We start from the raw sequence: 14,409 nt of genomic DNA on the forward strand, positions 1-14,409 counted from the left end.
CGCTTCCAGCGGGTTTAGAGTTCCACAATGACGGAGGATTACATGGACATCCGGGTTTCGGGGCACCAGGTCGACACCGGGGACGCGCTGAAGGCGATGGTCCAGGACCGGTTGCAGGGCATCGCCGATAAATATTTCCAGCGGGCGATCTCGGCGACGGCGACGTTCGGCAAGGGTCCGCACGACAACGGATTCATCTGCGACATCGTCTGTCATGTGACCCAGGGTCTTGTGCTCAAGGGGCATAACGACGGGCAGGACGCGCAGGGTGCGTTCGCCGGCGCCGCCGACAAGATCGAAAAGCAGCTCCGCCGCTACACCCGCCGGTTGAAGGATCGCAACGCCGCGCAGGTCGTGGCGATGGCCGAGGCGGGCGGATACGACAATGGCTTCGACAATGCCGGCTATACCGTGTTCGGCGGCGGCGACGATCATGAGGAAGAGGTGGCCGACGCCCCGCTCATCATCGCCGAGACGCGGGTCGACGTGCCCGACGCCAGCGTGTCCGACGCGGTGATGATGCTCGACCTGCGCAACACCAACGCGCTGTTGTTCCTCAATAGCGGGACGGGGGCGTTCAACATGGTCTATCGCCGGCATGACGGCACCATCGGCTGGGTCGAACCCAATCGTGCGGCACAGACCCCCCAAGCAGCCTGAGTGTACGATTTCCACGATCTGATAGGCCCGAAGTCGGTGCTGGCGGACGTTTCCGCCAGTACCCGCAAGGGGTTGTTCGCGCACCTCGGCACCGTTGCCGGGCCGTTGTGCGCCCTCGACGCGCGCGTCGTCGCCGACCTGCTCGCTGATCGCGAGCGGTTGGGGTCGACCGCGTTCGGCGGCGGCATCGCCATTCCGCATATCCGGGTGGAAACCCTCGACCGGGTCGTCGCGGTATTCCTGCGGCTGGCGCGGCCGCTCGATTTCGGGGCGGTCGACGATCTGCCGGTCGATCTGGTCTTCGCGCTCTTCTCGCCGGTGCATGCCGGCAGCGAGCATCTCAAAGCACTGGCCCGTGTGTCGCGCTCGCTGCGCGATGCGGCGTTCCGCGCGAAACTGCGCGGCGCGGGGTCGAGCGACGCGCTCTATGCGCTGCTGTCGGGCGTCGAGGCGCGTGACGCCGCCTGACACCCCCGCCGGCGAAACGGCGCATTTCCGGGCACTGGAGGCGCTGTATGCGGCGGCCCCGGTCAACCGGCTGTTCGATTCGCGGCTGGAGATCGTCGCCGCCGGCATCGCCCGCATCCATTTCCGCATCGACGAACGCCATTTCCACGCAGCCGGCGCGGCGCATGGCACGACCTATTTCAAGATGCTCGACGATGCCGCCTTCTATGCCGCCAACAGCCTCGTCACCGACCGGTTTCTGCTCACCACCGCGTTCAACCTGCTGCTCACCCGTCCGCTGGGACCCGGACCGGTGGTGGCGGAGGGGCGCTGGGTCAGCGGCAAGCGGCGCGTGTTCATCGCCGACGCGCATCTGACCGATGCCGGTGGCGAGGAAGCGGCGCGCGGCACCGGCACCTTCATGAAAAGCCGGATCGCGCTCGCCTCGCTTCCCGGCTACGCGCCGGCATGAGCGACTGGCCGACGACGCTGCGCGTCAACGCCTTCTGCCGCGTGGTCGAGGCGGCGGGCGGACAGGCGATGGTGCTGGCGCGCGGCGACCGCGAATCGGGGATCGTGCTGCTGCTGACCATCGATTCCGACGGCAGCGCCAGAGTGTTCGAGCGCGAACGCGATCTGGACGGCGTCTCGCGTATCGTCCGGCGCAAGGCCGATGTCGTGTCCGAAGCGCTGCTCGGCGACTATTGGCGCGATCGGCGACGGGCCGATCCCGACCTGTGGGTGGTCGAGGCGATCGTCGCAGGCGGCGAACGGTTGGGCGCTGAAACCCTGTGGGCTGATTGACACAGGATCGTAACGAAACCTAAGCCGCGCTCCAACAGGCACAAGCGTTGTGTCGGTCGGGGTGCGATACCGATCGGTTACGCAGTCGGGGGGCACGTCCGGTCGTCGGTCTTTCGTTCGCGAAGGGCATGTCTGCCGCGCACCAACCGCATATCATTGACGACTAATGAAGCTGCGCTTCCCCACGGCGACGATCGCCGCCGTGACCTTTTTCGCCAGCTTAGCCGCTGGCATGACTTCTCCGGTCCTTGCGGAAGAAACCGCATCACCGACTATAGTCACTAACCTTCGGGCCACGCCGATGGTTCCCGCGAACGCCCCGGTGCGGTTCGCCCCCCCTGCCGAAGTCGTGCAGACCCTCTCTGTAGCGCCGGCCGAGTTGACCGCCGCGGATGACAGCGTCACCGATTCGACCACCGATTTCTCCACGCTCGATGCCGCCGTCGCCGCACAGAGCGCCGCGATCGACGACGAAGAGCTCAACTGCCTCGCCGTCAGCATCTATTTCGAGTCCAAGGGTGAACCACTCGCCGGACAACTCGCCGTCGCCGACGTCATCCTCAACCGCACCACCTCGGGCCGTTTCCCCAGTTCGGTCTGTTCGGTCGTCAAGCAGCCGGGGCAGTTCTCGTTCGTCAAGGGTGGCCGGCTGCCCGACATCGACACCAGCCGCCGCGCATGGAAGACCGCCGTCGCCGTCGCCCGCGTCGCCACCAAGGACCTGTGGCAGAGCCCCGCCAAGAACGCGCTGTATTTCCATGCGCGCCACGTCAGCCCCAACTGGGGCAAGGCGCGGGTCGCATCGGTCGGCAACCACATCTTCTATCGCTAAACCGGGGGTCTTTCCCCGTTCATATAATGTTCCTATACTGACGCGATGGTGAGCCTCGCCCCGTCGCATTCCGAACCCGCGCTCGACACCCATCCGCTGATTGCTGCCGAAGTCGCGCGCGGCGTCACGCGGATGCTGCTCGCGCATGACCTGACCGCGATGGCCGAAGTGCCGCTCGACGGCGGACGGCGCGCCGACCTGATGGCGATCGACGCGCGCGGCGGAATCGTGATCGTCGAGATCAAGGTATCGCGCGCCGACCTGCTCGGTGACGGCAAATGGACCGACTATCTGGGCCATTGCGACCGCTATTTCTGGGCAGTGCCGGCCGGGTTCGACACGACGCCAATGGGACAGGAAGCGTTCCTGCCCGAACGGACCGGAATCATCATCGCCGATCGCTACGAAGCGACGATCCTGCGCGAAGCGGCGACGACGCCGCTGCCCGCGCATGTCCGCAAACGCTGTACGCTGGCATTCGCCAGACGGGCGGCACGGCGGCTGATCGGCGCGATCGACCCGGATGCGGTCCGGGGCTGGTAGGCGCGTCTAGAACCGCCGCCAAAGCGTGCCCGCCGCCCAGCCGAAGCCGACCGACAGGATGACGGCGACCAGCCCGTAAAGCACCGACGCCTGATCGGCGGCGGTCGCGACGAAGCGTTCGAACCCCGATTTGCGAATGTCGATCTCGCGCACCGCCGCCGCCAGCACCCGCCCGTCGCGGATCAGGAAGGTTTCGGCGGTGAATCGCCCCACCGGCACCCGCGCCGGAATGGTGATCGTCGCGCGGTACAGCACGTCGTCGGTGATCTCGACCGCGTCCGGTTCCTCGCGGTACAGCCCGGCGCGGCGGCGCAGATCGACGAAGCCGGCGGCGAACCGCGCCTGATCCTTCGCCGACGTGCCGGCAGCGGGCGAGAGTTGCAGGCTGCCCAGCCCCAGTTCGTAGATCGCGCGGGTCCGGTCGTCGACGATGGCGGCGAGCGGCCGCGACGAGGCGATGGCATAGAAAGACGGCGCCGAGCGGTAGCGCATCCGGTCGGCATTGACCCAGATGCCCGCGACCTTCTCCTTCTCGCGCACCATGATCGACTCGGGCGGGCCCTTCACCACCACCACGATCTCGGCCGGCCGGTCGCCCTGCGGCACGCGCCCGCCGGGATAGAGGATCGCGCCGAATAGCAGCAGGTCGGCCCCGGTGAAGCTGTAGGCGATGCGCACGTCGCGGCTCGACACGTCGGGCACCAGCACCGGGGCGGCCGCCCCCATCAGCAGCGGGGCGAGCAGCGCGGCAGCAATCGCGCGCCTCACGCCGGCTGCACCGTATAGAGTTCGTCGGGCCGCCAGCCGAGGCCCAGCGCCATGCGGAATGCCACCGCCAGCACGATGATGGCCAGCGCGAGGCGGAGATACTCGGGCTTGGCCCGTTGCGCGAACTGCGCGCCGATCTGCGCACCCGTCACCGATCCGATCAGCAACAGCACCGCCAGCACGATGTCGACCGCCTTGGTGGTCAGCGCATGGACCATCGTCGCCGCCGCCGTCACGAACAGAATCTGGAACAGCGACGTGCCGACCACCACCCGCGTCCCCATGCCGAGCAGATAGAGCATGGCGGGCACGAGGATGAAGCCGCCGCCGACCCCGAGCAACACGGTAAGGATTCCGGTGGCGAAACCGAGCAGCAACGGCGCAAGCGGCGAGATATACAGCCCCGACGCATAGAAGCGCCAGCGAAGCGGCAGCGAAGCGACCAGCGGATGGTGCCGCCGCCGCGCAGGGCGCGGCGGGATCGCCCCGCGCAACACCCGCACCGCGCCGATCGCTTCCTTGAGCATCAGCCCGCCGATCGACCCGAGCATCACGACGTACAGGATGGCGATGACGGTATCGATCTGCCCGCTCGACTGGAGCAGGCGGAACACGAACGCCCCGGCGATCGATCCGAACACCCCGCCCGCCACCAGCACCCCGCCCATGCGGAAATCGACCCCGCCGCGGCGCAGATGCGCGAACACGCCCGACACGCTGGCGCCCGTCACCTGGCTGGCGGCCGAGGCGGCGGCGACGGTCGGCGGAATGCCGTAGAAGATCAGCAGCGGCGTGGTGAGGAACCCGCCGCCGACGCCGAACATGCCCGAGAGGAACCCGACTCCACCTCCCAGCAGCACGATGACCAGCGCGTTGACCGACAGGTTGGCGATGGGGAGGTAGAGATCCATGACGATTCATGGGGTAGCCGCTTGGAGTCCGTTTGGAAACGCGCCCATGCGTGTTTGGCGGTGCCGGCCCGCTCCCCCTCCCGACCACCCATTCAGGATACGCTGTGGGTGGACGGGAGGGGGGGCGGCCCGGCACCGCCTCGAAACTCGCCCTTCCGCGAGTTTTCAAACAGCCGATTAAAAGTCGCTGCCGAGCGTGACCGTCGGTCCCGATCCGGGCGCGGCATCGCCGCCGATCCGCTGCCGCCAGTCGATCGACAGCCGCAGCGGTGCCGGGCCGACCGGCAGGCGCAGTACGGCGGACGGACCGACATCGAGCCGCCGGGCACCCCGCTGCGCCCCGCCCCAGCTTCCGATGCCGAGGCTGAACGTCGCGCGACCGGCATCGGCGACCGGGCGCAGCAGCCGCACCGCGCCGTCGGCATAGGGTTCGACGCCACGTCGAACCACCGCCCCCGCCTGCCCATAGGCTTCGAGCGCGAATCCGGCGAGGAGCGCGGGCCGATCGACCCCGGCGATCAGCCCGATTCCGGTGCCGCTGCCACTCGAATCGAGCGCGATGCGCCGTTCGGCGACCACCGCCACCGGCAGCCCGCGCGGTCGCCATTCGACGCCGAGCGCCGCCTCGCGCCCCGGCCCGGCCAGCGGCGTCGCCAGCCGGCCGACCAGCGCGACCCGCCCGTCCGCCGCGACCGGAACGCGCATCCGTATCCCGGCCTGCCCGCCGCCCAGTTGCACCGGTCCGCCGGTCGCGACACCGGGGCGCGCCATCCCCCACAGGCTGAACGACGTGCCCTGGCGCGCGGGTGGTATCGGCGGTCCGACGCCGACCGGCCCGGGGGCGACCAGCGGCGCGGGGCCGGGTTCGACGGGGGCGACCAGTGCGAGTTCGATCGTCTCGGCGGGTCGGGCGTCAGGCAGGATCGCTGCAGGAGGCTTTGCGCCCGGTTGCGGCCGCAGCGGGACGACCGGCGATGCGACCCACCGCGCGACCTGTCGCGACGTCCCGACTGCCGGCCGGCGCGGCAGCGCTGCCGCCACCGGGCGCACCACCCCGAGCACGTCCGGCACGATCGCCGTTTCGGGCCACAACAGCGTGACCCGCAACGCGACCCATCCGCCGCTGACCAGCATCAGGAAACGCAGCGGCCGCCCGCGTCCGGCGGGACCATGCGCACTCAAGGCAGGTTCAATTCGGCGGCGGTCGGGAAATGATGCGCGGTCTTGTCCCACACCAACGTGCCGCCGCGAAGCGACCTCAGATAGCGCATGATGGCGCGGCGCGCGGCGAGCAGCGCAATGCCATTTCCGACCAGCAGGCGCGGGACCGACCGCAGCGCTTGCCCACGGCCGTAATTGCGCGCGACCAGTATCGCGCGAATCAGCACGCGCCACGCCAGCAGCGCGAAATTGACGGCCAGCAGCCAGCGCATCGCGCTGTCGGGGACGGGCAATGTCGTTCCGGCGATCGCATGCGCCGTGCCCGCCAGCCCCCAGACCAGCAGCGCGAGATAGGCGAGCGCCAGCACCGGAATGGCAAGGATCGTGCGTCGGTCGCGCATCCGCATCCAGTGTTCCTGCACGCCCGCACCGCGTTGCCAGCCGGTCCGGTCCCACCCCGCCAAGGTAATGCCGGTCATCCAGCGCGCCTTCTGCCGGACGGCGGCGTCGAGCGTTGCCGGGAAAAAGGCGCGAACCGCGACCGGCGGTCCGCCCGGTGTCTCGAGGACGCGCACGAACAACCCGCGTCCGCCAAGCGCCCGCACCGTCAGCCCCAGCTCGTAATCCTCGGTCAGACTGGTTTCGTCGAACGGCAGGCCGCCGCGCACCCCGGCGATCCGCTCCAGCATCGCCGCCGAGATCGCGCATCCCACCCCGGCCAGCGGCAATCCGGCACGCAGCGCGGCGCGCACCGGCATCTGCCGGCCATGCGCCTCGTCTAAGTAGGCGTTAACCTAGTAGCATGGGCAGTTATTTGGCTAAGAATCCATGGATTTGCGAGCTGCATCCAACTTTTTATAATTTCCAGTAATCGCCCAAAATCCCATTTTATAGCGGCTTGGGCTAGATACCGGATGACGGCTTTTAATCCATCGAGCATATAGAATTTTACACTCGCAAAATATGGAAGGGCTTTCTTCCCATACTGCTTGAAGCAAGCTCATAGAACTTTCGTAATCTTTAGTGAATTGCCTATGGAACCATAACTTATAAAATTTCTCATCGAAAATACCGCGCCTTATTCCCAAGGCTACTAATTCGTATGTATTCATCTGAGAAACGACTATCGATCGATCAACGCCATTTGTTGAAGTAAGTTTGGATAAAGAGGTTAGTTTAAAAGGATCAGACGAATCTTTATCCTTTCGAACCAACTCTTTGAATGAGTCATATCTTTTTCGAGAATCGTCATCAATAAATGTTTTCATAACCATGTCGAGCGTTGCGCGACGACGGTTTGTTCGCCTTGTATATATAAATACTCCAAGAGCAACGCTAGCGGATATTACGATCGCAGTAGCGGATACTATCGGCGCATACTGTGCCCACTCGGCCAACGTCATTCATACCCCCCAACGAAAAACGCCCCAGCCTAACGGGCCGGGGCGTTTCTATCAATTGGACGGAGAGGGAAATCAGTCGCCGCCCCATCCTTCAGAATGTGTCATGTTATCTGACTCCTCCTTTCCATCGTTAGCAAAACGTAGCAGGTTATGAACCTGTTCCGAAAAGCGACCAATAGGTCGTTTCAAGCCGTATATGGACCTTACGGGATTAAGCACAACTGAAAACAGCGTTAACGTTGGGTTAGGTGTGATCGCGGTTGAAGAGAGAAGTGGTCACATTGAGAATGCGATCCGTTATGGCAACCGGGTAAAATCGGCGATGATAAAATCGCGTAATTGCCATGGTTGAATCAAGATAGCGACCGGTACGAATGTGGTTGGCTTGACATCCTATCAGTAAGATTCTGTGCAAAATTAAGTACCTGATCCAGATGCCGAATCACCTCCAGCTCAACCCCCCGCTTCCCCTCCGACGGCGTCACCACGATCCGGGCAATCAACTTTCGCATGCGTGGCACCGCTTCATGATGCGTGGCCGGATCGGCTAGGGCTTCCGCCAGTTCCTCGACCGATCGGCGATATTGGTCCGCCAAGCCGGGGTGCAGGGCCAACACCGGCAACGCTTCCATCGCCGCCAACTCGCGAGCAACTGCGTCCCGTTCGTCCCGCGCCGCAGTCAGCAGGTGTCGGATCTCCACGAAGTCGCTGCCGCCGTCCGCGATAGCCGCAACGAGCCGCTGCACCTTGCGATCGGCCTCTGCTCGCCGTCGCTCGAGCCGATCGCGGTCGCGCGTCCCTTCCGAAGTCAGCCGCGCATGCTCGCGATGATATTCGCGCAGGTATGCCGACACGACGTCGGACGCGAGCATCTGCTCGCTGAGCTGAGCCAGCACGCGACGCTCGAAATTGACCGTGCTGATCATCCGTCGGTTCGTGCAGGCGTTGCCGCCCGTTACGCGCGAACAACCCCACCAGCCCTTGTGTTTGACGACCCAGCCAGCGCCGCAGACGCCGCAGGTCGCCATGCCCGAAAGCATGTGCTTCGGGCGCCGCTGCCATTCCGGGTTCGGGGTCGAGCGACTGGCGATCTGATCCTGCACCGCCTGCCATAGCTCGTCGCTGATGATGCGCAGGTGCGGCGCATCACCTTCCTGCACATTGCCGTCGCCGGGCTTCATCCGGCGTTCCCGCGTGCGTGGGTCGATCGTGACCTTGGTGCGGCCATAGACGAGCCGGCCGATGTAGACCGGGTTCACGAGGATGCCGAAGCCGGTCGCCCGGTGACCGAGAAGCGTCGAGCGGCGCCATATTCCCCGGCGGGGCGGTGGCACACCTTCTGCGTTCAGGTTGCTGGCGATCGCCAACGGGCTGATGCCGGCGGCGTAATCCTTGTAGATCCGCAGAACGATGACGGCCTTGTCCGGGTCGATCTCGCGAACGCCGCGAATCGGCTCTCCCTTCGCATCGATCATGATGACCCGGCGATAACCGTAGGCAATCCCCGATGCCGCCCTGCCCTGCTGAATGTTACCGGTGTGGCCGCGCCGGACGTTGTGCGCGATCTCCTTGCGCTGGTGTTCGTCCATCAGCGCCTTGATCGTCCCCTTGAACGGGTCGATCTCGCCGTCGGCCAAGCTGTAGAGCCGGGCACCGCAGTAGTTGATCAGCTTGCGCAGCCGATCGGCATCGCCGAGGTCGCGGGCAAGACGGCTGCTGGTGTCGACGAGAACCTGCTGAATGCCACCACGCTCGACGTGACGCATCAGATCGTTCAGCCCCGGACGCTGATCCGCACTGGTGCCGGCAGCGCCGCTGATCGCACGATCGGAATAGACGCCGACGACTTCCCAGCCCTCACGGCCCGCCATCGCTTGGCACGCTGCGATCTGGTCCTCGACCGACCGAGGGTTTTGCAGGTGGCTACTGTATCTGGCGTAGATCAGCGTTCGCACGGATTCGATTCCTCGCGGCTGCAATGTCCCGTGCGACATGAGCCCGGGCGAGGGCTTCGGCGAACGCGATAGTGTCGGGGTCCGATGCCAAGCGGATTTTGACGGGAAGGTTCATCCCTGTCGGTCCTGAGGCGTCGAGCCGAGCGGATGTAGCGACGACGACAAGGAACAGGACCGCAGCCGCCTGCGCTTTGCATTTGAGCGCTGAACAGGCGCGAATGTGAAAGGAGCTTGGCCATGGCCGATACTGGACTGACGATCGACACGACGACCTTGATGGACAACCCGACCGAGTATCAGGTCGAGTTCACCGGCACGGTGGACGGCGAGCCGCAGCAGTTCGCGGTGAAATACAGCGCGCTGGAAGCGCTGGCCGGGCAGCAGGTCAACGAGGACGCCTTGGCGGTTGCCGAGGCCCATACCGACCGCTTGACCGACGCTGCCGGCAAGGCGCTGGACCGGGGCCAAGCCGCCGAACTGGTGACGATCGGCGAGATCGACCTGCTCTGACGACAGGCGCTTGTGGTGGGGCTGGCATCGAAGGCCCTCCCCATCCCCGCCTGCGAAAGAGTGCTGTTCCCACCGCACCGGGTCAGTCCCGCACGTCTGGCGTACGCCCGAAGAAAAGCAGGAACGATAGGCCCCAGCCCTCGAAGCAGATCGAATAGCCGGGGCCACTGTTGCGGATGTCCCAGCGCTCTATCATCGCGTCGTCACGATCGAAGCGGATTTCGGGCAGCAGGCTTCCGCCCCACCGCTCGCGGAGGCTCCCCACCCAGCCCATCAGTGGGTCCAGTCCGCGTTAACTGTTTCGAACGGTACTTCGGCACGCTTAGCCTGTGCGATCCGGCGCTGGAGCTTGCGGGCCAGTTCGTCGCAGAACTGACGGGTGCGAGCAGGAGTCGAAGTGCCCTCACTGTCGCGCATCAGAATGGCGGCGTTCGTAATCATGGCGTCGATCAGTTCTGCGGCACGCATGTAGCAGACCGTTTGACCGTCGATTTCCTGCATCGAGACGTCGAAGATGGCCTTAGTCAGACGCTCGCCGAAGGCGTCGCGATAGGCGGTGTCGAACAGGGGGGCAGTCATGCCTCACCCCCTTCGGAGAGCGTCGCTGTGGCCGCTGCGGCACGGTGCTCGGCTGCAATAGCCCGCACATCAAGGAGGTGGGTGCGAAAGGCGTCAGTGTCATCGAAACCGACCATGTATGCAGTATTGCCGATCGCCCTGATCCTGCCGTCTGGATAGCGAACGTAGTCGTCGTCCCGATCCGAGTACGAGCCGTTGCAGACGCCACCTGCCGTCACCGGCCGCACCTGCCCATCGAAGCAAAGCGCCCATCCAATTACCGGTTCGAACCACACGTCGAGTTCACCGTCGTCGTTCCAGCAAACGAACTCCGTCGGCAGGTTTGCGGGCAGCAACTGAACCGGTCGCGACGCCAGTTCACGGTACGCATGCGGTCGCAGGTCATACCAGTAATCGTCATTGGTGAGCTTGAGCCGATAGGTACTGTCGCCGGTGCCATGCGAACGGATCGTCTCAATCCGCGACAGCGGCAGTTCCTCGTTCCACGACAGGTTGAACAGGCCGATCATGCCGCCGTCTCCCCGTTCACCGTGGGAGGCGTGGAATCTGGCTCTCGGCGGTTTAGGTAGCGGACAAACGCCTCCTCGCTGTCGAAGAAGCTCACGTCGGTGTAGGCATCGTCGCAGCGCGCCAGCACTTTGGCATGGGCTTCTCGACCTCGCTGCCATGGGACGCGAAGATGCCGATGCCGCAGAGCTACAACCCGTTCATGCGGGGTCAGTGGCTCGAATGGCAAAAGGCGTATGGCCGGTTCGTCGACACGGACCGTGTCGCCGATGCCTTCTACGACACTAAGGTCGCGCCGCTGCTCGAGGTGGGCAACGTGCCGCCCGAACTTTGGGCGATCAGCAATGCGAACTATTCCAAGCGCACCGATGCACTCTTCGCGCTGATCCGCACACCCGCACCGGGTCCAGCCGAACTGGCGATCAAGCTGAAGCTGTTCCATGAGGCGGAAGGACAAGAATGCCAGAACGCCAGCGAGTTGATCGGCTGCCTGCTGATCGATGCCCGCCGCTTCGGACGACAAGGCGCATACATCCAGACGGACCGCGCACTGTTGGCGGCGATCGGCCAGCGGGTCGAACTCGAACAGACCTATCCGGACGGTGAGAACGACGACGAATGGGCACGCCACGCCCGTCGTATCCGTGAAAACGCTTCACTGGTGATCCAGCCGGCAGCGACGATCGAGGGCGTCCTCGCAAAAATGCGCTTGGCGTTCACCACGGATGCGGTGATGGCATGGTCACAGCATGCGCTCACCGATGCGTCGCACCCGGACTTCCGCAAGGGACTGAGCGAGTCCGGCGGCTGCGAACCACTGTTCTGGTCGGCAATCGAAGACCTTGCTCGTCTCGCTGGCATTGACCTCGGCGGCCCGATCGTCGTGCCCGACGCATCCAAGCACACGGCATGGTTGAACGAGCGCAACGACTTGCTGGCCGCTGCCGACCGCAGCGAGGCCGACGTGAGCGACGATGTCGCGCTGACCCGGATCAATGACCTCGACGGTCGGATCATTACCACGCCCGCCACCAGCGCCGACGACGTGATCGCCAAGCTCGTCATGGCGATGGAGGTTCAGGCGGAGGGGGCGAACATCTCGTCGCAGGAAGCCGCCATGCTCATCCGCGAGGCCAAAGCACACCTTGGCATCGGCTACGTCTACAGCGCCGAGGTGGCAGCATGATCGGGTTGGTAGAAACGGGCTGGCAGGGTGGTGCCTTCGCAATCGGAGAGATCGCGAGCATCGGTCCGGTGACGAAGGACCAGGACGGCAATCGCTGGCAGAAAGTTCATCTGCGGGGCGGTGGTGAAAAGCGCGTGACCGACAACGAGGTCGGGATGCTGCTTCGTCGTCCGGTGCAGGTTCTGCCTGCGAAGGATGGCACCGAACTGTGCCACTGGTGGCGCGAGGCGGACAAGACCGAGTTGTCTTTCACGCCGGTCATCGCCTGGGGATTGTGCCTCAACGGCGAACTACGCCCGATGACCACGGCCGGAATCGATGACGGCATGTCGGAGCAGGACGGTGGGAACTACGTCCGCCTGCCCAATGGCACGATCCATGGCGTGGGTGGCGTCGTTGGCCTCGTCCTCTTCGACATCGTAGTTCTGCGCGATCTGGACGACCGTCAGCAGCTTCACGATCGCGTCGTCGGGGGTCTGCGCCTCGCTGGTGATGATCTGGCGTTCCAGCTTCTCAACGCGCTGGCAGACATGACGACCGGCATCATCCCCCAGCGAAGAGTCGGTGGCCAGCCCGGCCATCAGCGCATTGCGCTCAGCGAGCAGTTCACGAAGCGGAACGTAGGTGGTCAGTTCCTCCAGCGTTGCCTCGACGACCGGCGTGGGCTGGTCGCTCAGCGCATCCGCGATCGCGGCAAGCGACGACTGCGAGGAATAGGCGATCCGCACCGACTGACGCGGCGCGGGAAAACGGACGATCGGGGTAAGGGAAGCGAACTGCGTAGCCATAGCCATGCTCCTGCGAGAGGACGCAGGAGACGGGCGGAGGCTGCCGGGGCGAGCGCGCTATCTGACCTGCGTGTCACCGTCTTCGGCCCGGGGGCGATCAGGTGACACAGCTCATTTAGCCGTTTCGGCTAACACATGCAATCTCAAATTAGCGATTACGGCTAACAAGCTCGCGTCTGATCTCAACTGCCCGCCCAAATACGACGAGGGAGCTGTTGTCAGGAAAGTGCGGAGTATCGCGTAGGACGGGCCATGGGATGAACGAGCTATATTCCGCGCCCTTACGATATAAAGCAATTAGACCATCCGGAATTTCATTGTCAGCTACTAAAAATACCGCGCCATTGCGAAGTTCTGATTCAGCAGGATCGAATATAATCTCCTGCATTACCAAATCTGATAAAATATCTGGAAGGCCTATTACGGTCACCGCAAAAAGGTCGCTCTTGCTAGTAGCCACGTAAGTGTAATGATGTGGAGTAATATTATCACGATTTATGGCATCAGACGTTCCTATATAGACAGGAATACGCTTCGCTGTATTTTTAACTTCATAAGGTAGGAAAAATATCCCGGAAGGTACTCCAAGGGCTTGTCCGATAGCCCGGCACCAATCGTAGGTGAAATTCATCTTTCCGGTTTCAAGCTTAGCCACTGTTGTGAAATGCGTTTCACCACCGACCCGTTTAGCCACTTCCTTTAGTGACAGCCCTAAAGACAGCCGAATGGAACGGGCAAACGCACCTGGATCGGCTTCGTCGCCTAAATCCGCGTACGCTTTTGCAACAGCCTCATCACTGTCCATCTGAGCACCTTGCCCCTGTTAGCCGTTTCAGCTAACATCGTGAAATGCGGTTAGCTGATTATCTTAAATGCAACGATCTTACCTACGCGGCATTCGCTCGCCGAATCGGCAGCGAGCATGCGCGTACGGTGGAGCGGTACGCCAAGGGCGTTCAACGACCAAATTTAGCGATGATGACTGCGATCATTCAAGCGACGGAAGGGCAGGTCACCCCGAACGACTTCTTCACGTTCACACAGAACACCGCGACATGAGTATTCTGCGCCCCTCAATCCCCGCCCAACCGGATCGGCTTCGGCTCTCGGCTACTATCGGCCCGATACCCAACGGCCGCCATACACTCCCGGAACACCGCAATCGCGGCGTCCTTGGTCGCGACGGCGCCCGGGTCACGGTCGGCAATGTGCTGGAACAGCGCGAAGGCAACGGCGGCATCGCTACCGGCGGCTGCCTGCACGCGCATGTCAGGGTCGAGCATGGTTCGTCAGCTAGCCTTCCCGACCTATGGATTCTGAAGCGCGTCCAACGATCCGGCAATGTTGCTTTCGAA

20 protein-coding genes and 1 pseudogene are annotated in these 14,409 nt (G+C 64.0%); 8 read left to right on the forward strand and 13 right to left on the reverse strand.

What is annotated here, in order from left to right:
- The first annotated feature begins 42 nt into the window (after positions 1-42).
- The 6 genes from hpf to LRA89_RS13915 all read left to right on the forward strand — a co-directional run bounded on the left by hpf (position 43) and on the right by LRA89_RS13915 (position 3,286).
- Positions 43-660 (forward strand): ribosome hibernation-promoting factor, HPF/YfiA family, encoded by a 618-nt coding sequence (hpf, locus tag LRA89_RS13890; RefSeq protein ID WP_055762460.1) that lies wholly within the window; start codon positions 43-45, stop codon positions 658-660.
- Complete coding sequence (locus LRA89_RS13895; RefSeq protein WP_055762462.1) at positions 661-1,128, forward strand: PTS sugar transporter subunit IIA; 468 nt, start codon at positions 661-663, stop codon at positions 1,126-1,128.
- On the forward strand, positions 1,088-1,579 hold the full coding sequence (locus tag LRA89_RS13900; protein WP_055762100.1) for a PaaI family thioesterase: 492 nt from the start codon (positions 1,088-1,090) through the stop codon (positions 1,577-1,579). Before LRA89_RS13895 ends, LRA89_RS13900 begins: the two co-directional genes overlap by 41 nt.
- A complete protein-coding gene (locus LRA89_RS13905; protein ID WP_055762103.1) occupies positions 1,576-1,911 on the forward strand; it encodes a DUF1491 family protein in 336 nt (111 codons plus the stop codon). Before LRA89_RS13900 ends, LRA89_RS13905 begins: the two co-directional genes overlap by 4 nt.
- 301 nt (positions 1,912-2,212) lie before the next feature.
- On the forward strand, positions 2,213-2,743 hold the full coding sequence (locus LRA89_RS13910; RefSeq protein ID WP_230771077.1) for a cell wall hydrolase: 531 nt from the start codon (positions 2,213-2,215) through the stop codon (positions 2,741-2,743).
- 45 nt (positions 2,744-2,788) lie between these two features.
- A complete protein-coding gene (locus LRA89_RS13915) occupies positions 2,789-3,286 on the forward strand; it encodes an MmcB family DNA repair protein (RefSeq protein WP_230771079.1) in 498 nt (165 codons plus the stop codon).
- Positions 3,287-3,292: 6 nt separating this feature from the next.
- On the opposite strand, the gene LRA89_RS13920 is transcribed toward LRA89_RS13915, so the two are convergent.
- From LRA89_RS13920 to LRA89_RS13945, 6 genes and pseudogenes are all read right to left on the reverse strand, one after another.
- Complete coding sequence (locus LRA89_RS13920; RefSeq protein ID WP_443024981.1) at positions 3,293-4,012, reverse strand: TIGR02186 family protein; 720 nt, start codon at positions 4,010-4,012, stop codon at positions 3,293-3,295.
- 38 nt (positions 4,013-4,050) lie between these two features.
- A complete protein-coding gene (locus tag LRA89_RS13925) occupies positions 4,051-4,965 on the reverse strand; it encodes a sulfite exporter TauE/SafE family protein (protein ID WP_230771084.1) in 915 nt (304 codons plus the stop codon).
- Between the two features lie 177 nt (positions 4,966-5,142).
- Entirely contained in the window at positions 5,143-6,147 is a 1,005-nt protein-coding gene (locus LRA89_RS13930; RefSeq protein ID WP_230771086.1) for a hypothetical protein, read from the reverse strand.
- Positions 6,144-6,899: pseudogene (locus LRA89_RS13935) on the reverse strand (glycosyltransferase family 2 protein); the annotation flags it as partial. The gene LRA89_RS13930 and the pseudogene LRA89_RS13935, both read right to left, overlap by 4 nt.
- A 45-nt stretch (positions 6,900-6,944) precedes the next feature.
- The gene (locus tag LRA89_RS13940; RefSeq protein ID WP_230771088.1) at positions 6,945-7,529 is read right to left on the reverse strand and encodes a DUF4760 domain-containing protein; all 585 of its coding nucleotides are present in this window, start codon (positions 7,527-7,529) and stop codon (positions 6,945-6,947) included.
- Between the two features lie 353 nt (positions 7,530-7,882).
- The gene (locus tag LRA89_RS13945) at positions 7,883-9,484 is read right to left on the reverse strand and encodes a recombinase family protein (protein WP_230771090.1); all 1,602 of its coding nucleotides are present in this window, start codon (positions 9,482-9,484) and stop codon (positions 7,883-7,885) included.
- Positions 9,485-9,721: 237 nt separating this feature from the next.
- On the opposite strand from LRA89_RS13945, the gene LRA89_RS13950 reads away from it, so the two are divergent.
- On the forward strand, positions 9,722-9,994 hold the full coding sequence (locus tag LRA89_RS13950) for a DUF1488 family protein (RefSeq protein ID WP_230771093.1): 273 nt from the start codon (positions 9,722-9,724) through the stop codon (positions 9,992-9,994).
- Between the two features lie 82 nt (positions 9,995-10,076).
- On the opposite strand, the gene LRA89_RS13955 is transcribed toward LRA89_RS13950, so the two are convergent.
- From LRA89_RS13955 to LRA89_RS13965, 3 genes are read right to left on the reverse strand one after another with little or no spacing between them, the layout of a single operon-like run.
- On the reverse strand, positions 10,077-10,268 hold the full coding sequence (locus LRA89_RS13955; RefSeq protein WP_230771096.1) for a hypothetical protein: 192 nt from the start codon (positions 10,266-10,268) through the stop codon (positions 10,077-10,079).
- Positions 10,268-10,573, reverse strand: coding sequence for a hypothetical protein (locus LRA89_RS13960; RefSeq protein ID WP_230771099.1), 306 nt, complete (start codon positions 10,571-10,573; stop codon positions 10,268-10,270). The genes LRA89_RS13955 and LRA89_RS13960 overlap by 1 nt, the downstream gene beginning before the upstream one ends.
- A complete protein-coding gene (locus LRA89_RS13965) occupies positions 10,570-11,082 on the reverse strand; it encodes a hypothetical protein (protein ID WP_230771102.1) in 513 nt (170 codons plus the stop codon). Before LRA89_RS13965 ends, LRA89_RS13960 begins: the two co-directional genes overlap by 4 nt.
- 134 nt (positions 11,083-11,216) lie before the next feature.
- On the opposite strand from LRA89_RS13965, the gene LRA89_RS13970 reads away from it, so the two are divergent.
- Positions 11,217-12,266 (forward strand): hypothetical protein, encoded by a 1,050-nt coding sequence (locus LRA89_RS13970; protein ID WP_230771105.1) that lies wholly within the window; start codon positions 11,217-11,219, stop codon positions 12,264-12,266.
- Here LRA89_RS13970 and LRA89_RS13975 read toward each other — a convergent pair.
- The 4 genes from LRA89_RS13975 to LRA89_RS13990 all read right to left on the reverse strand — a co-directional run bounded on the left by LRA89_RS13975 (position 12,242) and on the right by LRA89_RS13990 (position 14,337).
- On the reverse strand, positions 12,242-12,481 hold the full coding sequence (locus LRA89_RS13975; protein WP_230771107.1) for a hypothetical protein: 240 nt from the start codon (positions 12,479-12,481) through the stop codon (positions 12,242-12,244). The two genes, LRA89_RS13970 and LRA89_RS13975, sit on opposite strands and share 25 nt — an antisense overlap.
- A 75-nt stretch (positions 12,482-12,556) precedes the next feature.
- Entirely contained in the window at positions 12,557-13,054 is a 498-nt protein-coding gene (locus LRA89_RS13980; RefSeq protein ID WP_230771110.1) for a hypothetical protein, read from the reverse strand.
- Between the two features lie 148 nt (positions 13,055-13,202).
- Positions 13,203-13,859 (reverse strand): helix-turn-helix domain-containing protein, encoded by a 657-nt coding sequence (locus LRA89_RS13985; protein WP_230771113.1) that lies wholly within the window; start codon positions 13,857-13,859, stop codon positions 13,203-13,205.
- A gap of 268 nt (positions 13,860-14,127) precedes the next feature.
- A complete protein-coding gene (locus tag LRA89_RS13990) occupies positions 14,128-14,337 on the reverse strand; it encodes a hypothetical protein (protein WP_230771117.1) in 210 nt (69 codons plus the stop codon).
- Positions 14,338-14,409: the final 72 nt, after the last annotated feature.

The sequence above is a fragment of the Sphingomonas sp. Leaf4 genome, from assembly GCF_920939515.1.
GTDB lineage: Bacteria > Pseudomonadota > Alphaproteobacteria > Sphingomonadales > Sphingomonadaceae > Sphingomonas.